A 20117-nucleotide genomic window follows, 5' to 3' on the forward strand; every position below is an offset into this window, starting at 1 on the left:
ACCGGGGCATCACCGGTCCGCGACACAGGTCGGTGCGGCACCCGGAACACCCGGCGAGGCCCGCGTACCAGGACACCCACAGAGGGTGGTCTCGACAAGCTCGACCACCGGACCTGACCTCACCCGAAGTCGATGAGCCGCCCGTCCTGATGCATGACGCACCCCCGACCGATCCAGGCGACAGCGTGCTCCTTGTCCCCGACAGCGATGTGCGAGTAGCTCGGCGGAACCCAGACGAGCTCGTAGTCGACATCGCCGAGAGCCGCCTCGGTGGCACGGACGGCCTCGTCGGAGGGGTCGAGGGTGCGTACGGCCTGCTCGACGGAGTCGAAGTATCTTCGGCCGGCCTCGGAGAGCTCGTTCGCACACCACGCGCACGTGCCCAACGACTCGATCTGCGCGGGAGTGGCGATCAACGGGGCGTCGAGGCCGAGGAGCTGGGGACAGGCCCGGACGTGCAGGAGACGACCCGTCGCGTGCGCCACGAAAAGGGTCTCGGGGGTCTCGGAGGGCATCCACGGAGACTAGGGGAGAGGGGCTATGCCCCGGGAGGTACCCCGACGAATTCAGGACGTTCGGCCCTCATGATCGGTGTGGTCCAGGTCACGTACGATCCGAGGTATGGCGCACTACCAACAGCGCGGGCAGATTCCACCGAAGCGGCACACCCAACACCGCGACGGCGAAGGGAATCTCTACTTCGAGGAGCTCATGGGTGAGGAGGGGTTCTCCTCGGACTCCTCCCTGCTCTACCACCGCCACATCCCCTCGGCGGTGAAGGACGTACGCATCTGGGAGCTGCCCGACCACGGCACCACCCCCAACCATCCGCTGCGCCCGATGCACCTCGGGCTGCACGACCTCTTCCCGGGTGAGGAGTGGAAGAGCACTGATCCGGTCACCGGTCGAAGGCTGGTGCTCGGCAACGGTGACGTACGCCTCCACTATGCGGTGGCGGGGGAGATCTCGCCGCTCTACCGCAACGCCATCGGCGACGAGTGTGTCTACGTCGAGTCCGGCGACGCGGTCGTCGAGACCGTCTTCGGTGACCTGGAGGTCGGCGAGGGCGACTACGTGGTGATCCCGCGGGCGACCACCCACCGCTGGGTGCCGAGCGGCGACGAGCCGCTGCGGGTCTATGCGATCGAGGCCAACTCCCACATCGCGCCGCCGAAGCGCTATCTGTCGCGGTTCGGCCAGTTCCTCGAGCATGCCCCGTACTGCGAGCGGGACCTCCGGCTCCCGACCGACCCGCAGGTGATCGCCGGGGAGGACGCCGAGGTCCACATCAAGCATCGCGGCCCGGGCGCCAACGGCATCGCCGGCTCGGTCCACGTCACCCCGCACCACCCGTTCGACGTCGTCGGCTGGGACGGCTGCCTCTACCCGTACGCGTTCAACGTCGCGGACTTCATGCCGATCACCGGCAAGGTGCACCAGCCGCCGCCGGCCCACCAGGTCTTCGAGGGGAACAACTTCGTGATCTGCAACTTCGTGCCCCGCAAGGTGGACTACCACGAGCTCGCGGTGCCGGTGCCCTACTACCACTCCAACGTCGACTCCGACGAGGTGATGTTCTACGTCGGCGGCGACTACGAGGCCCGCAAGGGCTCCGGGATCGGCATCGGCTCGGTCACCCTCCACCCCGGCGGTCACGCCCACGGTCCCCAGCCCGGTGCGATGGAGCGCAGCCTGGGCGCGGAGTTCTTCGACGAGCTCGCGGTCATGGTCGACACCTTCCGGCCGCTGGAGATCGGCGAGGCAGGCGCGGCGGTCGACGACGGGAAGTACGCCTGGACCTGGGCGGGAGGTCGCCGCCGGTGACGGCGTCCTGGCTGGACATCAAGGACAGTCTGTTCGGCCTCGAGGCACTTCCGTACGCCACCTTCCGCACCGCAGCCGATCCAGCCCCGCGCCTCGGGGCGCGGATCGGTGACCTCGTGCTCGATGTCGCCGCCGTCACCGGCGTCGGCGCAGGCGGGCTCGACGCCCTGCTGGCTGCGGGACCGGCCGTGTGGCAGGACGTACGCACCGAGGTGACCCGGCTGCTCAGCGATCCCGCGAGCGAGCAGCAGGTGCGTCCCCACCTGGTGCCGATCGAGGACGCCGACCTGCTGCTGCCGTTCACGGTGGCCGACTACGTCGACTTCTACGCCTCCGAGCACCACGCGTCGAACGTCGGGAGGATGTTCCGCCCCGACTCCGAGCCGCTGACGCCCAACTGGAAGCACCTGCCGATCGGCTACCACGGCCGCTCCGGCACGGTGGTCGTCTCCGGCACGGACGTCGTCCGGCCGACGGGGCTGCGCAAGACCCCCGACGGGATCGTCGACGGCCCCTCGATCCGCCTCGACATCGAGGCCGAGCTCGGGTTCGTGGTCGGCCTCGGCTCGGAGCAGGGCACCCCGGTCCCGCTCCGCGAGGCAGCCGGCCACATCTTCGGGATCACGCTGCTCAACGACTGGTCGGCACGCGACATCCAGGCCTGGGAGTACGTCCCGCTGGGCCCGTTCCTCGGCAAGTCGTTCGCCACCTCGATCTCGCCGTGGGTCCTCCCGCTGGCGGCGCTCGAAGCGGCCCGGGTCAGCCAGCCGGAACGAGATGTCCCGCTGACCGGCTACCTGGACGACTCGACGCTGGAGCCCTGGGCCCTCGACCTCGCCCTCGAGGTGCGGCTCAACGGCACGCTGGTCGCCGAGCCGCCGTACGCCACGATGTACTGGACCGCGCCGCAGATGCTCGCCCACATGACCGCCAACGGCGCCTCGCTGCGTGTCGGCGACCTGTTCGCCAGCGGCACGATCAGCGGCCCGGAGCCGGGTCAGCGCGGCTCGTTCCTCGAGCTCAGTTGGTCGGGCGCCGAGCCGTTCACGCTGGATGACGGGTCGGTGCGTACGTTCTTGGAGGATGGCGACGAGGTCACCATCACCGCCACCGCGCCCGCACCGAGCGGCAGCAGGATCGCCCTCGGCGAGGTCAGCGGCCGGATCCTGCCAGCCAAGGAGCGCCCATGACGACGGTCTACGAGTTCACGCCCCGCTACTTCGAGGTCGACATGCAGGGGGTGATGTTCAACAGCTGGTACCTCGGCTACGTCGACGAGGCGATGAACCACTTCATCGACGCCCGCGGGGTGCCCTACTCCCGCTGGAAGGAGCTCGGGGTCGACGCCCACCTCGCCCACGCCGACCTGGACTGGAAGGTCGGCATCGGCTTCGGCGACCGGGTCCAGGTGCCGGTGCGCACGACCCGGATCGGCACCAAGAGCTTCACGCTCGAGTTCGAGTTCCGCCGGGGCGAGGAGGTCGCCTGTGCGGTGTCGGTCGTCTATGTGATCGTCGCGACCGACGGATCCGGCACCACCGCCATCCCGTCCGAGATCGTGACCGCGCTCGGCTAGCGCAAGAACGGTCAAGCGGTGCCAGGGCGCTCGGTGTGAGACTCCTCGTGTGCACGAGACAGACGAAGAGATCGCCGACCTGCAACGCCTCCTGGACGCCTCGATCGGCCGTGCGAACGGCCATCTGACCGGCATCGTCACCGACGACCGACGCCTCGACGCCCGTCAGCTCGCGACCGAGCTGACGGGCATGAAGGTCCTGGTGCTCGCCACCGTCACCGCTCGCGGCGAGCCGCGGACGAGCTGCGTCGACGGCCACTTCCTCCACGGGCGCTGGCTGTTCGGGACCGCCGCCACCGCCATCAAGGTCAAGCACATGCGCGCCCGCCCGGCGGTCAGTGCGACCTACGTCGACGGTGAGCGCATCGGCGTCTTCACCCACGGCACGGCGCAGGTCGTCAGCGAGGGTCCGGAGTTCGAGGAGTACAACGCCTACTTCACCGACTACTACGGCTCCGACCCGCAGACCTGGGACGAGACCGGCGTCGTCTACGCCACCATCGAGCCGAGCTGGACGGTGGCGTACGCGTCCGACCCGGGGTCATTTCCACGCCAAACGGACGCAGACAATGGCAAGTGACAGAAAACGGTGAGCGACCGGGGACTTTTCTGACAGCAGCGAGGCGGAGCGTGGTGGGTGTCCGATCCGAACACCCACCCAAGGAGACCATCATGAAGCTCATCCGCATCGCCGCCGCCGCTCCGCTCGCCGCCGCCCTGATCGCCGGGGGCGCCCTGGCGAGCTCGGCCTCGGCAGCCACCGAGGAGGGCGGCTGGGAGTACACCGGCCGCGACTTCTACTGGCAGGACGACTGTGCGGCCGCCGGCCAGCAGATGTGGTACGCCGGGCAGATCGAGAAGTGGCGCTGCGACGGCTCCGAGTCGCCGTTCGACGACTACTCGCTGTTCGTCGTGTGGCGCTGATTGCCTTACGGCTCAACGCTTTACGGCCGAGTCGGCGCATCCGCCCCCTCTCGCTCGCTTCGCTTCGCGAGGCACGGGGGCAGATCCGCCGACTCGGCACCACCGGCAAGGCTTTTCTTGATCTCGGTCTTGAGCACCTTGCCTACCTTCGAGCGCGGCAGGTCCGGCCAGACCTCGATCTGCTTGGGGGTCTTGACCGCGCCGATCCGCTCCTTGACGTACGCCTTCAGCTCGGCGACGTCGACCTCGGCACCGGGCCGGGGGAGGACGACGGCGGTGACGCGCTCGCCCCACTTCTCGTCGGGCAGCCCGACCACCGCACAGTCGGCGATCGAGGGATGCGTCATCAGCGCCTGCTCGACCTCGGTGGAGTAGACGTTGAAGCCGCCGGTGATCACCATGTCCTTGGCGCGGTCGACGATGTGCAGGAAGCCCTCCTCGTCGAGGAACCCGATGTCGCCGGTGTGGTGCCAGCCGTGCTCGCTCGCCTCGGCGGTGGCCTCGGGGTTGTCGAGGTAGCCCCGCATGACCAGGGAGCTGCGTACGACGATCTCGCCTCGCTCCCCGGGTCCGAGCAGCGTGCCGCGCTCGCCCATGATCGAGACGGTCACCAGGGGCGCCGGACGACCGGCCGAGGAGAGCCGCTCGGTGGCGACCGTCCCGTCCGCGTGGAAGTGGTCGGCGGGCGACATGGTCGCGATCATCATCGGCGCCTCGGTCTGCCCGAACAGCTGCGCCATCACCGGACCGATCCGCGTCAAGGCCTCCTCCAGACGGGTCGCCGACATCGGCGCGGCGCCGTACCAGAAGCAGCGCAGCGACCTCAGGTCGGTCGAGGACAGCGCCGGATGGTCCAGCACCAGGTAGATCAGCGTCGGCGGCAGGAACGTGTGGGTCACGTGGTGACGCTCGATGTGCTCGAGGAACGCCCCCACGTCCGGCGTACGCATCACCACGATGGTCCCGCCCAAGCACAGCACCGGGAAGCAGAGCACCCCGGCGGCATGGGTCAGCGGTGCCAGCGCGAGATAGGTCGGCCGGTCCGGCGCACCCGGCCACGGGTAGGCCATCAGCGTGATCGCCGACATCGTCTCCAGGTTGGTTCCGGTGAGCATGACGCCCTTGGGTCGCCCGGTGGTCCCGCCGGTGCCGACGACCATCGCGAGATCGTCCTCCACCTCGACGGGCTCGAAGGCGTCGGGGGAGCCGAGGAAGTCGTCCCAGCCGATCGCCCAGTCGTAGGTCGCGTCGAGACAGACCAGGGTGGTCAGCTCCGGCAGGTCGCCACGGATCTGGTCGACCAGGCCGGCGAAGGCCGACTGGAAGATCAGCGCCGAGCAGCCGAAGAGATCGAGGAGCTCCCGGTTCTCGGCCGCCTCGCTGCGCGGGTTGACCGGGCACCAGACGCCCCCGGCGCGGCTGATCCCGAAGACGGAGGCGAAGGCGACCGGGTCGTTGGCCGAGAGGATGGCGACCTTCGCCCCCGGCGCGACGCCGCGGGCCTGGAGGCCCGCGGCGACACGTACCGAGAGATCGACGACCTCGGCGTACGTCCAGGTGTCCTCGCCGCAGACGAGACAGGGCGCGTCGCCTCCGAGCGAGGCGCCCTTGTCCAGGTAGTCGACGAGCCGCATCGGCGCCCCCTCAGCCGCGCTGCCGGGTGACGACCGGCTCCGAGACCAGCCCGAAGGCCTGCAGCTGGCCGAGGAGCTCGCGGTGGCCGAACGCCTGGCAGCCCGAGGCGAAGCCCACCCGGCGAGGCGGCTGCTGGAGCAGCGAGTAGGCGACGTACGCCTGCAGCAGCCCGGTCTGCTTGTAGTTCTGGTTGCCGTGGATGACGCAGTGCGCGCGTCCCAGCGGGCCGGAGGCGTGGACCGAGTCGAGCGACTTGTTGAGCCGCGGGTTCTCGCGCGGCGGCATCTGGTTCATCACCTGGGCTGCGGTGGCGGTCAGCGCCTCGTCGCGCTGCTCGGGGTCCATGTCCTTGGTCGCCTCCAGCGCACCCGCGACGATCTGCGGCACTCCGTTCATCAAGGCGGCGTTGAAGACGCCGCCCTGCGCCTTGCAGCTGGCCACCTTCGGGTCGCGGCGGTACCAGACCGGGTGCGAGGTGCCGCCCCACGGCAGTGACAGCGCGAGCTCGTGCTGGCCGGGGACCACGAGCGGGACCAGGCCGGCGGTCGGGTCGAACTCGACGTACGCGTTCTGCTCCAGGTAGTGCGCCTTCGAGGTGGCCGCGTTGACCAGGATGGTGCGGGTCGAGGCGATCGTGGGGGAGCCGCCCCAGAAGACCGCGATGTCGAGGGTGTCGAGGCCGGGCTGCTCCAGGCAGATCTCGGCGGCGATCTCACCGGTGGTGTACATCTGCGCGATGCCCGGCGCGAGCAGCAGCCCCTTCTCCGCGTAGCCCTCGCCGTAGGTCTCGTCGCAGGTGATCAGCCAGTCCTGCTCGCCGGTGGTGTCGGTGTAGTGGACCCCGGCGGCCAGCGCGGCCTCGACCACCTCTGGCCCGTGCTTGGAGAAGGGGCCGACGGTGTTGAGGACGACGCGGGCGCCGGTGAGCAGTTCGGTGAGCGCCTCGACGGTGTGCTCCACCTCGGCGATCTCGTAGTCGGCGGTCTCGATCCCGGGGACGTGGGAGGTCATCGAGTCGACCAGCTTGTCCTTGGAGCGGCCGGCCGCGACGAACGGCACCCCGAGCTCGCGCAGGTATTCACAGACCAGCCGGCCGGTGTAGCCGGAGGCGCCGTAGACGACGACGGGCTTGTTCTCGCTCATGCTCACATCCCCATTCCACCGTCGACCGGCAGGCCGACTCCGTTGATGAACTTCGCCTGGTCGGAGGCGAGGAAGACGACCGCGTCGGCCATGTCCTCGACCGTGCCGAGCCGGCCCGACGGGGTGAGCTCGACGACTCCGGCGACGGCCGCGTCGGGAGACTCGAAGAGCCCGAGGTCGGCGCAGTCGACGGCCAGGCCGACGCCCATCTCGGTCGGCACCAGCCCGGGATAGATGCAGTTGACGCGTACGCCGTAGCCGAGCTTGCCGCTCTCCATCGCCGCGACCCGGGTCAGTCGGTCGACGGCGCTCTTGGTGGCCGAGTAGACCGAGATGCCGGGGAAGGCGATGGTGGCCGCGACCGAGGCGACGTTGACGATCACGCCACCGTTGCCGGCGGCACCGTCGGGCCGCATCGTACGCAGGCCGTGCTTGAGCCCGAGGGCCGTGCCGAGCACGTTGACCTCGAGCATCTTCCTGACGTCGTCGGGGTCGAGCTCGGTGACCAGGCTGGTGATCTCCACGCCGGCGTTGTTGACCAGCACGTCGAGCCCACCGAGGCCCTCGACCGCGGCGGCGACCCCGGCCTCCCAGGAGGCGTCGTCGGTGACGTCCAGGTGCACGAAGGTGCCGCCGATGGACTCGGCCACCTTGGCACCCTGGTCGTCCTTCACGTCCGCGACGGCGACCTTGGCGCCGGCCGCGGCGAGCGCCCGGGCCATCCCCTCGCCCAGACCTTGGGCTCCGCCGGTGACGAGTGCTGTGCGTCCGCTCAGATCGGTCATCTGTGACTCCTTCGTCGCTGTGATGTCGCTGTGATCCGGCTCACAGACAATCGCTAATCTTGACGACTGTCAAGATTTCTCTTGACGATTGACCAGAAAATGACCCGGGTGGCGCCGAACAGCGGACGGGAGGGGGTATCGTTGCGGCTCATGACCCCGGTCGCCGCCCCGAAGGCGTCTCGCCGCACGCCTGCCGACAAGCACGACGAACGCCGCAAGGCGCTCGCCGAGTCGGCGCTGCGCACCCTGGGGGAGCTGGGCTACGCGCGCTCCAGCCTGCGCGAGATCGCCAACAACTCCGAGTTCAGCCACGGCGTCGTGCACTACTACTTCAACGACAAGCTCGAGCTGATCGTCTACTGCGTGCGCTACTACAAGGAGACCTGCGTCCACCGCTACGACGGCGTCGTGGCCGAGGCGACCTCGCCCGACGACCTCGCCGAGCGGTTCGGCGACAAGCTGGTCGAGACGATCGTCGAGGAAGCCCCGATGCACCGGCTCTGGTACGACCTGCGCTCGCAGTCGATGTTCGAGGAGAGCCTGCGCGAGGCCGTCACCCAGATCGACCAGAGCCTCGAGGACATGATCGCGCGGATCGTGGACCGCTACGCCACGCTCGCCGGCGCCGAGCCCGCGATTGCCGCGCCGGTGGCCTACGGGATGTTCGACGGGATCTTCCAGCAGGCGCTGCTCGGTCACCTCAACGGCCGCGAGGGTGCCCTGGAGGACCTGCGGGCCCAGGTGGTCGGCCTGATGCCGATGCTGCTCGCCCCCGCGAAGGCGTAGGGCTCACACCACCATCGTGACCACGGCCGCCGCGGCGAGGATCGTCGCGGCGACGCGTACCGTTCCGATCGGCTCGCGCAGCACCAGGGCCGCCGAGAGCGCGACCCAGATCAGGCTCGAGCTGCGCACCGCGGCGACCAGGGAGACCGGGGCGTGCAGGGTGGCGTAGAGGCTGAGGACGTACGAGGTGGGGACCAGGACCGCGAGCACGGCCACGGTCCGCGCGTGGATCCGGAGCTGGCGCAGCCCCTCGGCGTACTTCCCGCGCACGACCACGCTCCACAGGGCCACCTGGACCACCGTGCCGACGGCGTAGTAGGCGATCGGGTCGAGGCCGCGCTCGACGACCACCCAGCCGTCGTAGGTCGTGTAGCCGGCGATCGCGGCGGCGATGCATCCCGACCACAGCAGCGGCTTGGCCTGCAGCGAGCCCTTGGTGCGGATGGTCTCGAAGAGCAGGGCCCCGACCGCCGCCGCCATCAGGAGTACGCCACCCCACTGCGCCCAGCTCAGCCACTGCCCGAGCACGACCATGCCGGTGAGCGCCACCACGACGGGCGCGAGACCGCGGGAGAGCGGGTAGATCTGGCTGACGTCGAAGTCCTGGTAGGCGACCTGGACCAGGCCCATGGTCAGCGCGTGCATCGCGGTGCTGCCCAGCGAGAGCAGCAGGAGCTCCCCGGTCACCGTGATGCCGTGCCCGCGCACGATCATCACGACCGCGGTGACCGTGACGACCAGGCAGCTCTCCACGATCGCGACCGCCCACAGGGCCGGCCGTCCCGCGGGAGCGATGGTCTTCGAGGCCGTGTTCCAGGCGGCATGGGCGACGGCCGAGCCCAGCGCGAGGGTGACTCCGAGGAGCAGCATTCGGGAGAGCCTACGGCGTCCCTCCGTGCATCGTGCCCGGCCTCCTCCTAGGCTGGGCCGACCACTCCCCATAACAGCGAGGAACCTTCTGATGGACCCCGTCGATCTGGCCCTGATGCTGCTCCGTCTGGCGGTGGGCGGCACGATGATCGCCCACGGCGTCAACCACTGGCGAGGTGGCGGCAAGATCGCCGGCACGGCCGGCTGGTTCGAGAGTCTCGGCCTGCGCCACGGCACGCTTCAGGCGTGGGCCAGCGTGGTCACCGAGATCGGCGCGGGCGTGCTGCTGATCCTGGGCCTGATCACCCCGCTGGCCGCCGCCGGCGTGGTCGGGGTGATGCTGGTCGCCGCCCTGCTCGCCCACCGGCCGAACGGGTTCTTCGTCTTCAAGGAGGGCTGGGAGTACGTCATGATCCTGGCCGTCGTCGCGGTCGTCCTGGGTGTCACCGGACCCGGCACGATCTCGCTCGACTCCGCCCTCGGCATCGTCTACGACGGCTGGATCGGCGGCGCGGTCGCTCTCGGCGGCGGTGTCCTCGGCACCGCGCTCCTCCTCGCCGCCACCTATCGGCCGCAGGGCGACGCCACCGACGCGGACGACGCCTGAGCCTCGCCGAGTCGGCTCGTTCTGACGCGAATCGATGGCGAGTCGGCTCGTCATGACGAGCCGACTCGGCGTGGGTTTCGTCAGCGGCGCGAGCGCATCCCCAGTCGTGCGGTCTCGCCGGTAGCCGACCGTTCCAGCTCGGCGATCAGGGTGCGGGCGTCGTAGCGGCCCTCGTGGCGGTGGACGCCGACGAAGAACGTCGGGGTGCCGCGGGCGCCGCTGTCGTTGGCCGAGGCCATGTCCTCGCGGACGTGCTCGGCCAGCGCCGGGTCCTCCAGGTCGCGGAGGAACTGCTCGACGTCGAGCCCGAGGACACCGGCGTAGCCGGCCAGGTCCTTGTGCTCGAGCTCGTTCTGATGGTCGAAGAGGTGCTTGTGCATCTCCCAGAACCGGCCCTGCCGCCCGGCGGCCTCCGCAGCGACGGCGGCCAGCTCGGCGTGCGGGTGCTGGGGGAGGGGCAGGTGGCGTACGACGTAGCGGATCCGGGGCCCGAAGTAGTCGCGGACCTCGTTGGCGGTGCCGGTGGCGCGGGCACAGAACGGGCACTCGTAGTCGAGATACTCGAGCAGGGTGATCTCGGCGTCCAGGTCGCCGTAGATGTGGTCGCGCGCCGGGTCGACCGGGGTCGAGAGCACCTTCGGCAGCGCCGCGTCCCGCTGGCCGAGGAAGCGCGCGGCGAGCTGGAAGATCACCCAGCCGAGGGCGGAGGCGATCACCACGGAGAGGAGTACGCCGACGATCGCGTCCCGCTGAAGGGTGGGCGAGTCGAAGGCGAGGGTGGTGATCAGCAGTGCGACGGTGAAGCCGATCCCGGACAGCGCCGCGCCGCCGAGGACATGGCCGCCGCCGACGCCCTGGGGCAGTCGGCCGAGCCGCAGCCGGGTGGCGACGAGCGCGCCGCCGCCGATCCCGAGGGTCTTGCCCAGGACCAGGCCGGCGACGACACCCCAGGTCACCGGTGAGGTCAGGGCCTCGCCGAGGACGCCGTTGCGCAGGTCGACGCCGGCGTTGGCGAGCGCGAAGACCGGGACGATGAAGTAGCTCGTCGGCACGTGCAGCGACTCCTGGAGCCGCTCGTTGACCGAGATCGTGCGGGTCAGCTCGTCGCGGGTCTCGCGCTGCAGGGTGGGCAGCGGCGACTGCCGGAACGCCCGGAACCGCGAGGTCGCGACCTCCATCTGGGCCCGGGTCGGCTCGGCCGCGGGCACGAGCAGCCCGGCCAGCATCCCGGCGATCGAGGCATGCAGACCGGCGCCCAGGGTGGCCACCCAGGCGATCAGGACGAGGAGTACGTAGGGCCCGGCCCGCCACACCTTCACCCGGTCGAGCACGAAGATCCCGGCCAGGGCCAGCCCGGCCACGATCAGCGGTCCGACCGAGAGGTGCTCGGTGTAGGCCACGCCGATGACGCTCACCGCGACGATGTCGTCGATCACCGTCAGCGTGAGCAGGAAGATGCGCAGCTGGGTCGAGACCGCCGGCCCGACCAGCGCGAGCATGCCGAGCAGGAACGCGGTGTCGGTGCCGATCACGATGCCCCACCCGCGGGCCGCCTCGCCGGAGGAGTTGAGCAACAGATAGATCAGCGCCGGCAGGATCAGGCCGCCCGCACCGGCGATCAGCGGCACCACCGTGCGGCGGCGGTCGGTGAGCTCGCCGACGGCGAGCTCGCGGCGTACCTCCAGGCCGACGACGAAGAAGAAGACCACCATCAGGCCGTCGTTGACCCAGTGGTGCAGGTTCATCGAGAGCCCGACGTCGCCCAACCGCACCGACAGCACCGTCTCCAACAGGTGCTCGTAGCCGTCCGACCACGGCGAGTTGGCCCAGGCCAGCGCCAGCAGCGAGGCGACCACCAGGAGGGCGGCGCTCGTCGACTCCAGATGCATGAAGTGCCGCAGTGTCGTGCCGAGCTGTCCGGTCAGGTCGTCGTCGCGCCGGCACTTCGTCTGCTGTGTCCCCACAGGAAGATCCTAGGTGTGCTGTCCCTGCGGTGTGTTGGCGCGCTGCATGTCGGCCACCTCGCTGAGCCGCCGGGCCACGCCGTGCTTGGCGACGACGAGCTGGTCGACGACCGCGAGCGGCAGCTCGAGGACCTCCGTCAGCGTGACCGCCGTCGCGGTCAGGGTGCCGCTCTCGCGCAGGAGCGCCTCCGCGGTGACGACCTGACCGCGGTCGAGGCGCGCCACGACGACCGCGCCACCGGAGCCGTTCGCGGAGGCGGGGCCGGCGGGAGCGGTCACCTCGACCACGCCGCTGGCGACGAACCCGTAGGCCGTCGGCACCCGCCCCGGCCGGACGATGTGCTCGCCCGCACCGAACGTCTTCAGGCTGCACTGCGGTGCCAGCGCCTCGATCTCCTCGTCGGTGAGCTCGAGGGTGGTCGAGACGGACCGCAGCGCCGCCTCCACGTCGGCCACCGGGCGAGGGTCGGCGGCGACGCCGTCGAGGGTGAGGCCGGCCCGGCGGGCTGCGTACCAGAGCCGGGTGCGCAGGGTGGAGCTCGCGAGGCCGGCCTCGGAGGCGGTGGCCAGCGGAAGGGTCACGTCGTAGACGCCGCCACCGGCGGCGCGCACCTTCGTGACGGACCCGGGCCGTAGCGACGGCAGGGCGGCGGCGGTCGTGGTCACCGTCTCGACCACCTCATGAGGCGGGTCGGCCGGCCCGAAGGTCAGGCTGAAGGTGTGGTCGTGGGCGCGGGTGGGACGGCTGTCGTTGGTGAACGAGGCCGCGGCCAGCGAGGAGTTGGGGATGACCTGGACCCCGCTGCCGGTGTCGAGGTGGGTGGAGCGCCAGTTCATCTCCACGACCCGGCCGCTGACTCCGCCCACGTCGAGGGTGTCGCCGAGCCGGAAGGGCTGCTCGAAGAGCAGCAGCAGTCCCGAGACCACGCTGCCGATGGCGTTCTGCAGCGCCAGGCCGATGACGATCGATCCGACGCCGAGCGTCGCCCACAGCCCGCCGACGTCGAAGCCCCACACCATCGAGGCGACGAACGCGGCACCGGCCACGACCAGGACCAGCCGAGCCAGGTCGATGAAGATCCCGGGCAGCCGCTCGCGCCAGCTGCCACGCACGGCGTTGCCGAAGAGCAGTGCGTTGAGCGCGCCCAGGGCGATGCTCACGGCGAGCACGCCGACCACGGTCGCCACGATGCGTACGCCGTTGTTGTCGGCCGAGAGGTGACCCACCTGGGTGAGGAGCACCAGCAGAGCCGCGCCCGGCAGCAGCCACAGCCGGAGCCGGTTGACGGGCGCGGCCAGGCTGCTGTCCCGACGGACCAGCCGCAGGTGGACCTCGGAGAGGACCAGCAGGAGGATCGGCAGCCCGACGATGAGCGCCATCGCCCACCCGAACCACCCGGTGCCACCGATGTCGACGATGTGCGTCACGACAGCACCACCCGCCACACCGGGCTCTCCTCGATCGTGCCGACCTGCTCGAAGTCGTACGCCGAGGCGAGCTGCTCCTTGACCTCGTCGGTCACGTAGATCCCGGGCTCGCCGTCGACGGTCCGGACCCGGTAGGCCAGGTCGACCGCCTCACCCCACAGGTTGTAGACCATGTCGCCCTGGCCGACCAGGCCGCCGCGTACGTCTCCGGTGTGCACGCCGGCGCGCAGCACCAGGTCGGCACCGTTGGTGACGTTGAACCGCTCGACCATCCGGGCCACGTCGACGGCGAAGTCGGCGACCCTGCGGACGTGGTCGACGCGCTGGACGATGAGGCCGCTGCTGCCGATGTAGCCGGTGCCGACGCTGCGTACCTTCTCGATGCCGGCGCGGTGGGCGGCCGCGTCGAAGCCCGCGGAGAGCTCCTTGAGCATCGCCAGGGACTCCTCGGCGGGACGCTTGCCGGCGAACGCGTCGAAGCCGTCGATCTCGGTGTAGACGACCGAGGCGTTCTGGTGCTCGGCCGAGATCGTGGTCTCCCCGTGCTGGTAGCGGTCGGCGACCGCCTCGGGCATCAGCGAGCGCAGGATGCGGGAGTTCTCCGCCTGCTGGGCGTCGACGAGCTCCTGCTTGGCGGCCAGGTTCGAGCTCAGGTCGTTGAAGGCGGTCGCCAGGTCGCCGAACTCGTCCCGGGATCCGGCATCGACCTGGGTGCCGAGGTCTCCACCGGCCACGGCACGGACACCGTTCATCAGCCGGCCGACCGGTCTGGTGAAGACCCGCGCCAGCAGGATCGAGATGGCGCAGACGAGCAGGATGACGGCCGCCGTCGCCAGCAGTACGTTGCGGGCGAACCCCTGCACGGGCGCGAGCGCCTCCTCGGTCTCGATGGTCGCGACCAGCGACCAGTCCAGCCCTTCCACGTCCAGCGGTTCGTACGCCGCCAGCACCTGGTGACCGGCATAGTCGGTCATCTCGGCGACACCGGTGTCGCCCTGCTTGGCCACCTCGGAGACGTCCGGTCCTGCGGAGAGCAGCCCGACGGCCAGCTTCATCCGGAGCATCTTGTCGAGGGTCTCCTCGCTCGCGCCGTTGTCGCGCATCTGCTCGGCGAAGGCCTTCGGATCGGTGAGCAGCTCGCGGGAGTTGGTGCGCAGCAGGCCGTCGGTGCCGACGATGTAGGACTCGCCGGTCTCGCCGAGGCCGGTGACCTTGTCGGCCCTGCCGGACCCGGTGGTGAGCATCGTGATCGCGTTGGACGAGACCTCGTAGACGAGCACGCCGGTCGCATCGCCGCCGGTGCCGATCGGGGAGGCGACGAACATCCGCGGCCGGCCGAACGCGGGCTGGTAGCTCTCGTAGTCGGAGATCGCCACGTAGTCGCGGTTGTTGGAGCGCAGCGCCTCGCGCCACAGCGACTCCAGCGCCCCGTCGCGGAGCTCGCCGGTGTCGACGTCGCTGCCGAGGTCCGTGCCCTTGTCGGCGGAGTAGACGATGCGCCCCTCGGTGTCGATCATCATCACGTCGTCGAGGCCGAGGGAGTCGCGTACGGCCCGCCAGTAGGGATTCCACTTCTTGTTGGCGGCACTCCACGCGGAGCCGTCGCCGGCGTCGTCGACATCGGAGACGGGACGCGAGGTGTCGGTCTCGGTGGTCGCCTTGACGGTGTAGCGCGCCTGCAGGTAGGTCCGAGCCGGCGACGTCGGGATGAAGGCCTCGGCGTTGATCTCACCGCCGACGTTCTCCTGCAGACGGGGTGCGTAGTAGTCGTTGTAGTAGCGGGTCAGCGCCGCCGTGTCCGCCGGGTTCACCGTGCCCCGCGCCAGCTGGTTGTAGGCCGAGCTGAAGTCGGCCATCGACTCCGGGCCGACGCCCTGGCTGTCCAGGACCACGCCGCCGGAGACGTTGTTGATCAACGCCGAGACCCGGGAAGCGCGCTCGTCGAGCACGTCCTGGAGGCGGCTGCGGGTGGAGTCCTCGAGCGCCTGCGTGCCGCTGCGGTAGCCGAAGTAGCCCACCACGATCGAGGACAGCACGCTGGTCAGGACCAGCATCAGCAGGAGCTTGGACTGGATGCTTCCGAAGCCCACGCGGCTGCCGCGTCGCCGGGTCGCCAGCGGTTCGCCCGGGCCGCCCGTCCCATCAGCTGCGTCGTGCTCGGACTCGACTGGCCCGGCTGCTGCCGCCGGCGCGTGCGTCTGTGTAGGTCTCGCGTTGCCGCCCGCCCGCTGGACGACTGCGTCACTCTGGCCCATGTGCTCTTCCCCCTTGGCGATGCGCACCCGTGGCGGGGGATCCCGAGACGAGTGCTCCAGGCACCGTGAGATTTCACTTGTCGGTATGCGTGGGGGAGTTGATGCGTGAGCGGCACGACCGGGTGTGCCATCCGGGCGAGCGTACCTATGAACAGAGCCAACGCGCAGCGATCTGCACCAGATGACCTCATCCGTACGCATCGCGAAACGTCCGGGATGGATGTGGCTCGTTCAGGGTCGTACGGCGACGAGACCCGCGAGCGTCCCCTGGAGAAGAGTGCGGTCGGGGAGGATCGTGCCGACCATCTGCAGGGTGTTGGCCAGCGGCCCGAGGCCGAGGAAGGTCTCGGAGAGGATCTGGCCGTCGGCGGGGTCGATCCGGGCCAGGCGCCAGGTCGTGCCGCTGCCGCGTCGGGTGACGGTGTAGAGGACGTCCTCGCCGCGGGAGAGCCGGGGGACCGCGGCCGAGGGCACCTCGTTGCGCCAGACCGACGCGCAGGTGCCGGACCTCTCGTCGACGTCGATGCGCTCCATGCCGCCGGCGAAGTTCGCCTCGGCGGGGACCGATTCGCCCGCGTCCTCGGTCGCCTGCGCGGGGTAGGGATAGCCGTAGGTGCTGGCGATGAAGACCGAGCTGCCCCAGGCCACCGGAGAGTTCTCGGTGCCGCTGCTCTCCTCGGTGAGGATCGGGAGCCGGCACACCTCCCGCCCGTCGCGGGCCCGGTAGACGAGGAGGTTCTCCCGGGGAGCGGCGTTGTCGGTGATCACCACGAGGTCCGCGCCCGTACGTTCCCCGAAGAACGTCGGCGTCGAGCCGCTGCCGTGGCTGAGCTGCCCCGGCTTGCGGGCCTCGCCGCGGTCGTAGGGCTGTCGCCAGACCGTCCGCACCGCGTCGCCGTCCCTGCCGGCACGGAGCAGGTACGTCGCGTGGTCGGTCGTCACCGCGACCCCGCTCGGGGCGCTGGAGATGGAGTTGGCGACCTTCTCGTCCCCACCGCCGAGGCTGGTGATGACGACGTCGCCGCCCGGGGTGACGAACCCGGCGCGGCCCCGGGCGGTGGCGAACCAGACGTTGGCGTCGTAGCCCGGTCCGACGGTGGCGACCGCGTCACCGTCCGGCAGGGACACCGGCACCTCGCGCTCCACCTCGATCGACCAGCCGCGCCATGACTTCGAGTGCGCCAGCCAGAGCAGCGACCCGGAGCCGTCGACGGTGACGAGCCTCGACTCGTGGTCGACGTAGGCGTAGACGCCGCCGAGCAGCGCGCCCGCCGAGAGGTGGTGCCGGGCAACCGGGAGGAGCGTGGTCGGGTCGAGGAGGTAGAGGCTCGGTGCGCGGTCGAGGTACTCGGTGCACAGTGCCTGCACCATCCCGTCCGAACCGCTGAGGATCGTCGGGCACACCGCGGGCAGCGGCACCGGCTGTGCGGGGGAGGGGTGGGCCCCGGGGCCCTCGAACGGCGTCGTGTCGGACGCCCCGGCGTCGCCGTGCATGTTCCAGGTGCCGTCCGGGCCGGCGTACGGGTTCGGTGGCATGGTCGCGCCGGCGGCCGGTCCGGCGGCCGGTCCGGCCACGAGGGTGAGCAGGGCCAGGAGGGTGGCGGCGGGGGCGGTCCGGCGGATCATGACGAGGATCTAAGCACGAGTAAATCGAGCGGATCGGTCGGAGTTCATGTGGCGGTCGCCACAGACGGCCCACGAATGTCCAACAGATGCGTGACCTGTCACCCACATCGTCGTTAGCCACTGTGACGGCGGGTAACAGCCGGATGACAGCACCGAAGCAAGTGGTGCGACCTGGTGCTCAGCCGTTCATGGGGGCTTCCGGTGTACGCGTCCGAGTGTTGACGGGCGCAAACACGCACATCGAGGACATAGCCCGTTCGAGCTATGTCCAATAGGTCCTAAGACTCAGATTTTGTAGAGGATAAAGTCCTTTCAAGTCTTCCTTGAAAGTCTGGACGGGAGTTAGATGGGCAACATGACAACTAGGCGTTCTCGGCCCGGCCGCCCTAGGCATGTTCCCGACTCAGGTACGACCTCACCGCGCGACCAGATCCTGGATGCCGCCTCGCGGCTGTTCGTCTCCCAGGGTTTCGCGGCGACGTCTACCCGCGAGATCGCCGACATGGTCGGCATCCGCCAGGCATCGCTCTACTACCACTTCGCGGGGAAGGACGAGATCCTCGGCGAGCTGCTCCGCCGGTCGGTCCGTCCGACCACGGACAAGGTGGAGAAGATCCTCAACCGCGTGCCACCCCTCGACTACGAGACCGCGCTCTACCTGCTGGTCCTCGTCGACGTACGCACCCTCGCCGATGTGCCGCACAACGTCGGCATGCTCTACCAGCTGCCCGACGTGGCCAAGTGCGAGGTCTACGACGAGTTCCGCAACGAGCACGCCGAGCTGGCCGCCCACTACGCGGACCTGGCCAGCGAGGTCGCCTCGAAGACGGTGCGCTCGACGGTCAGCCGCAAGCAGCTCGGTGACCTGCTCATCCAGCAGGTCGAAGGCGTGATCAACATGCGCACCGAGGACCCGGCCCGCAAGATCCCGTGCCGCGAGGCGTGGGCCATCGCGGCGGCCTGCCTGCGGATCTGCGACGTGCCGCAGGAGAAGATCGACGCGGCCGCACCGATCGCTATCGACCTGCTCCCGCAGTTCATCGACGAGAAGGTCGCCGAGCCGGTCTGAGGCACCGGAACCCGGTGGACTCGGGTGCGCGCTTAGGTTTCGATGTCGGCATGACCCTCTTCGTCTCCCACACCACCATCGACTGCCATGACGCGTACGCGCTCTCGGAGTGGTGGAAGGAACTGCTCGGCTACGTCGACGTGGAGGGCGACCCGAACCTCCCCGGCCACGAGGAGTGCATGATCCTCGACCCGGAGACCGGCCACCGGCTGCTGTTCATCGAGGTGCCCGACGAGGAGCTGCCCGCCAAGCGGATCCACCTCGACCTGCGCCCGCGCACCGGCACCCGCGACGAGGAGGTCGAGCGGCTGCTCGAGCTCGGTGCGACCCAGATCGCCGACCACCGCGGCAAGTACGGCCCCGGCACCGGCTGGGTGATCTTCGCCGATCCCGAGGGCAACCAGCTCTGCGTGCTCCGTTCCGAGGCGGAGGTCGCCGCCTGGGAGGCGCAGCGGTCAGAGGCGTAGCACCGCCCCTGGTGCAGGTGGCTCCGTGCTCTGAGGTCGAGCCGACTCGACGTCGTGGCTGAGGACGGCGCGGTGCAGGGTCCCGTCGGCGGTCGCCCACTCGACCGTCGCGGCGGAGCCGGAGTCGGTGGTCTCGTACGAGAGGACCGCGGTGGTCAGAGCGGACAGGTCGGCGGAGCCGGTGCCGAGCGGCATCAGCGCCGGCTCCGCGCCGGTCGTCACGGTGAGGGCGAAGGTGTCGAGGTGGTCGGGCATCGGAGCTCCTCCGGGTGTCAGTGGTTCCACCCTTGCCCGACCACTGTGAATCAGCCGTGACCTCCATGCGGAGTTGCTGAGATCAGCTGGTCGCGACCGGCAGGTCGTGGTTGCTCCACTGGCTCCACGAGCCGGGGAAGAGCGCGGCGTCGTAGCCGGCGATCGCCAGCGCAGCGACCTCGTGCGCGGCGGTGACACCGGACCCGCAGTAGGCGGCCACGGGGAAGCCGTCCTCGACCCCCAGCGCCGCGAAGCGAGCACGGAGCTCGTCGGCGGGCAGGAAGTGGCCGTCGGGCGCCAGATTGTCGACGGTGGGGGCGGAGACCGCGCCGGGGATGTGCCCGGCCTTCGGGTCGACGGGCTCGACCTCGCCGCGGTAGCGCTCGGCGGCGCGGGCGTCGAGCAGGAGACCCTCGTACGCCTCGACCTGCTCGAACGGCAGCACGGGCAGGTGGCCGGGGGTGAGCGTCACGGTGCCGGTCGCGGGCACGACGTCGTCGGTGGCCAGCGGGTTCCCGGCGGAGGTCCAGGCGCCGAGGGCGCCGTCGAGGAGGCGTACGTCGGCGACGCCCGCCCAGCGCAGCAGCCACCACGCGCGGGCGGCCGAGGTGTTGCCGACCGCGTCGTAGGCGACCACCGTGTCGCCCTCGGAGATGCCCCAGCGGCGGGCCGCCGCCTGCAGGTCGGCGAGCTCCGGGAGCGGGTGGCGCCCCTCGGTCGGCTCGCCGTGGCGGGCCAGCTCGGTGTCGAGGTCGACGTAGACGGCGCCGGGGATGTGGCCCTCAAGGTAGGACTCGTGTCCGGGCGGGCCGCCGAGCTGCCAGCGTACGTCGAGGAGGACCGGGGGCTGGTCGGAGGCGAGCGCGGTCGCGAGCTCGTCGGCGGTGATGAGTACGTTCACAG

At 70.2% G+C, this 20117-nt stretch carries 20 protein-coding genes; 9 read left to right on the forward strand and 11 right to left on the reverse strand.

Going from position 1 to position 20117, the window contains the following annotated elements:
- Positions 1–119: 119 nt before the first annotated feature.
- Positions 120–515 carry a hypothetical protein gene (locus UG56_RS06005; RefSeq protein WP_143054926.1) on the reverse strand — a complete coding sequence of 132 codons (396 nt, stop codon included), beginning with the start codon at positions 513–515 and terminating at the stop codon, positions 120–122.
- 106 nt (positions 516–621) lie between these two features.
- On the opposite strand from UG56_RS06005, the gene UG56_RS06010 reads away from it, so the two are divergent.
- From UG56_RS06010 to UG56_RS06030, 5 genes are all read left to right on the forward strand, one after another.
- Positions 622–1824 carry a homogentisate 1,2-dioxygenase gene (locus UG56_RS06010; protein ID WP_045549921.1) on the forward strand — a complete coding sequence of 401 codons (1203 nt, stop codon included), beginning with the start codon at positions 622–624 and terminating at the stop codon, positions 1822–1824.
- Positions 1821–3014 (forward strand): fumarylacetoacetase, encoded by a 1194-nt coding sequence (fahA, locus tag UG56_RS06015; protein ID WP_045549920.1) that lies wholly within the window; start codon positions 1821–1823, stop codon positions 3012–3014. Before UG56_RS06010 ends, fahA begins: the two co-directional genes overlap by 4 nt.
- On the forward strand, positions 3011–3400 hold the full coding sequence (locus tag UG56_RS06020) for an acyl-CoA thioesterase (protein WP_045549919.1): 390 nt from the start codon (positions 3011–3013) through the stop codon (positions 3398–3400). The genes fahA and UG56_RS06020 overlap by 4 nt, the downstream gene beginning before the upstream one ends.
- A gap of 49 nt (positions 3401–3449) precedes the next feature.
- Positions 3450–3980 carry a pyridoxamine 5'-phosphate oxidase family protein gene (locus UG56_RS06025; protein ID WP_045549918.1) on the forward strand — a complete coding sequence of 177 codons (531 nt, stop codon included), beginning with the start codon at positions 3450–3452 and terminating at the stop codon, positions 3978–3980.
- A 92-nt stretch (positions 3981–4072) separates the two neighbouring features.
- Positions 4073–4324 carry a hypothetical protein gene (locus tag UG56_RS06030; protein WP_045549917.1) on the forward strand — a complete coding sequence of 84 codons (252 nt, stop codon included), beginning with the start codon at positions 4073–4075 and terminating at the stop codon, positions 4322–4324.
- A gap of 20 nt (positions 4325–4344) precedes the next feature.
- Here UG56_RS06030 and UG56_RS06035 read toward each other — a convergent pair whose 3' ends face one another.
- The 3 genes from UG56_RS06035 to UG56_RS06045 are packed head-to-tail and all read right to left on the reverse strand — an operon-like array spanning position 4345 to position 7887.
- Positions 4345–5958, reverse strand: a complete 1614-nt coding sequence (locus UG56_RS06035) for an acyl-CoA synthetase (RefSeq protein ID WP_045549916.1) — start codon at positions 5956–5958, stop codon at positions 4345–4347.
- 10 nt (positions 5959–5968) lie between these two features.
- Positions 5969–7102 (reverse strand): DUF5938 domain-containing protein, encoded by a 1134-nt coding sequence (locus UG56_RS06040; protein WP_045549915.1) that lies wholly within the window; start codon positions 7100–7102, stop codon positions 5969–5971.
- A 2-nt stretch (positions 7103–7104) separates the two neighbouring features.
- The gene (locus tag UG56_RS06045; RefSeq protein WP_045549914.1) at positions 7105–7887 is read right to left on the reverse strand and encodes an SDR family NAD(P)-dependent oxidoreductase; all 783 of its coding nucleotides are present in this window, start codon (positions 7885–7887) and stop codon (positions 7105–7107) included.
- Between the two features lie 150 nt (positions 7888–8037).
- On the opposite strand from UG56_RS06045, the gene UG56_RS06050 reads away from it, so the two are divergent.
- Positions 8038–8673 carry a TetR/AcrR family transcriptional regulator gene (locus UG56_RS06050; RefSeq protein WP_045549913.1) on the forward strand — a complete coding sequence of 212 codons (636 nt, stop codon included), beginning with the start codon at positions 8038–8040 and terminating at the stop codon, positions 8671–8673.
- 3 nt (positions 8674–8676) lie between these two features.
- On the opposite strand, the gene UG56_RS06055 is transcribed toward UG56_RS06050, so the two are convergent.
- A complete protein-coding gene (locus UG56_RS06055) occupies positions 8677–9543 on the reverse strand; it encodes a hypothetical protein (protein ID WP_045549912.1) in 867 nt (288 codons plus the stop codon).
- Positions 9544–9634: 91 nt separating this feature from the next.
- Here UG56_RS06055 and UG56_RS06060 point away from each other — a divergent pair, with 91 nt between their 5' ends.
- Complete coding sequence (locus UG56_RS06060; protein ID WP_045549911.1) at positions 9635–10150, forward strand: DoxX family protein; 516 nt, start codon at positions 9635–9637, stop codon at positions 10148–10150.
- A gap of 80 nt (positions 10151–10230) precedes the next feature.
- Here UG56_RS06060 and nhaA read toward each other — a convergent pair whose 3' ends face one another.
- The 4 genes from nhaA to UG56_RS06080 form a co-directional block, all read right to left on the reverse strand.
- Positions 10231–12114, reverse strand: a complete 1884-nt coding sequence (nhaA, locus tag UG56_RS06065; RefSeq protein WP_256206459.1) for a Na+/H+ antiporter NhaA — start codon at positions 12112–12114, stop codon at positions 10231–10233.
- 9 nt (positions 12115–12123) lie between these two features.
- A complete protein-coding gene (locus UG56_RS06070) occupies positions 12124–13542 on the reverse strand; it encodes a mechanosensitive ion channel family protein (RefSeq protein ID WP_143054927.1) in 1419 nt (472 codons plus the stop codon).
- On the reverse strand, positions 13539–15632 hold the full coding sequence (locus UG56_RS06075; RefSeq protein ID WP_084100600.1) for an adenylate/guanylate cyclase domain-containing protein: 2094 nt from the start codon (positions 15630–15632) through the stop codon (positions 13539–13541). Before UG56_RS06075 ends, UG56_RS06070 begins: the two co-directional genes overlap by 4 nt.
- 396 nt (positions 15633–16028) lie before the next feature.
- A complete protein-coding gene (locus UG56_RS06080) occupies positions 16029–17423 on the reverse strand; it encodes a hypothetical protein (protein WP_045549910.1) in 1395 nt (464 codons plus the stop codon).
- 355 nt (positions 17424–17778) lie between these two features.
- Between UG56_RS06080 and UG56_RS06085 the strand changes: the two genes are divergently transcribed.
- Both UG56_RS06085 and UG56_RS06090 read left to right on the forward strand, forming a co-directional pair.
- A complete protein-coding gene (locus tag UG56_RS06085) occupies positions 17779–18492 on the forward strand; it encodes a TetR/AcrR family transcriptional regulator (RefSeq protein ID WP_045549923.1) in 714 nt (237 codons plus the stop codon).
- A gap of 50 nt (positions 18493–18542) precedes the next feature.
- Positions 18543–18959, forward strand: coding sequence for a VOC family protein (locus UG56_RS06090; protein WP_045549909.1), 417 nt, complete (start codon positions 18543–18545; stop codon positions 18957–18959).
- On the opposite strand, the gene UG56_RS06095 is transcribed toward UG56_RS06090, so the two are convergent.
- Together UG56_RS06095 and UG56_RS06100 are read right to left on the reverse strand one after the other, a co-directional pair.
- Complete coding sequence (locus tag UG56_RS06095) at positions 18948–19214, reverse strand: hypothetical protein (RefSeq protein ID WP_045549908.1); 267 nt, start codon at positions 19212–19214, stop codon at positions 18948–18950. The two genes, UG56_RS06090 and UG56_RS06095, sit on opposite strands and share 12 nt — an antisense overlap.
- Positions 19215–19296: 82 nt before the next feature.
- Positions 19297–20115, reverse strand: a complete 819-nt coding sequence (locus tag UG56_RS06100; RefSeq protein ID WP_071326898.1) for a sulfurtransferase — start codon at positions 20113–20115, stop codon at positions 19297–19299.
- Positions 20116–20117 lie beyond the last annotated feature (2 nt).

The sequence above is a fragment of the Nocardioides luteus genome, from assembly GCF_000960475.2.
Classification (GTDB): Bacteria; Actinomycetota; Actinomycetes; order Propionibacteriales; family Nocardioidaceae; genus Nocardioides; species Nocardioides luteus_A.

Excerpts from the sequence above, each read along its gene's own strand:
- UG56_RS06005 (WP_143054926.1), bottom strand. The coding sequence starts at position 515 with ATGCCCTCCGAGACCCCCGAGACCCTTTTCGTGGCGCACGCGACGGGT.
- UG56_RS06010 (WP_045549921.1), top strand. The coding sequence starts at position 622 with ATGGCGCACTACCAACAGCGCGGGCAGATTCCACCGAAGCGGCACACC.
- UG56_RS06020 (WP_045549919.1), top strand. The coding sequence starts at position 3,011 with ATGACGACGGTCTACGAGTTCACGCCCCGCTACTTCGAGGTCGACATG.
- UG56_RS06030 (WP_045549917.1), top strand. The coding sequence starts at position 4,073 with ATGAAGCTCATCCGCATCGCCGCCGCCGCTCCGCTCGCCGCCGCCCTG.
- UG56_RS06035 (WP_045549916.1), bottom strand. The coding sequence starts at position 5,958 with ATGCGGCTCGTCGACTACCTGGACAAGGGCGCCTCGCTCGGAGGCGAC.
- UG56_RS06040 (WP_045549915.1), bottom strand. The coding sequence starts at position 7,102 with ATGAGCGAGAACAAGCCCGTCGTCGTCTACGGCGCCTCCGGCTACACC.
- UG56_RS06045 (WP_045549914.1), bottom strand. The coding sequence starts at position 7,887 with ATGACCGATCTGAGCGGACGCACAGCACTCGTCACCGGCGGAGCCCAA.
- UG56_RS06050 (WP_045549913.1), top strand. The coding sequence starts at position 8,038 with ATGACCCCGGTCGCCGCCCCGAAGGCGTCTCGCCGCACGCCTGCCGAC.
- UG56_RS06055 (WP_045549912.1), bottom strand. The coding sequence starts at position 9,543 with ATGCTGCTCCTCGGAGTCACCCTCGCGCTGGGCTCGGCCGTCGCCCAT.
- UG56_RS06060 (WP_045549911.1), top strand. The coding sequence starts at position 9,635 with ATGGACCCCGTCGATCTGGCCCTGATGCTGCTCCGTCTGGCGGTGGGC.
- UG56_RS06080 (WP_045549910.1), bottom strand. The coding sequence starts at position 17,423 with ATGATCCGCCGGACCGCCCCCGCCGCCACCCTCCTGGCCCTGCTCACC.
- UG56_RS06085 (WP_045549923.1), top strand. The coding sequence starts at position 17,779 with ATGACAACTAGGCGTTCTCGGCCCGGCCGCCCTAGGCATGTTCCCGAC.
- UG56_RS06090 (WP_045549909.1), top strand. The coding sequence starts at position 18,543 with ATGACCCTCTTCGTCTCCCACACCACCATCGACTGCCATGACGCGTAC.
- UG56_RS06095 (WP_045549908.1), bottom strand. The coding sequence starts at position 19,214 with ATGCCCGACCACCTCGACACCTTCGCCCTCACCGTGACGACCGGCGCG.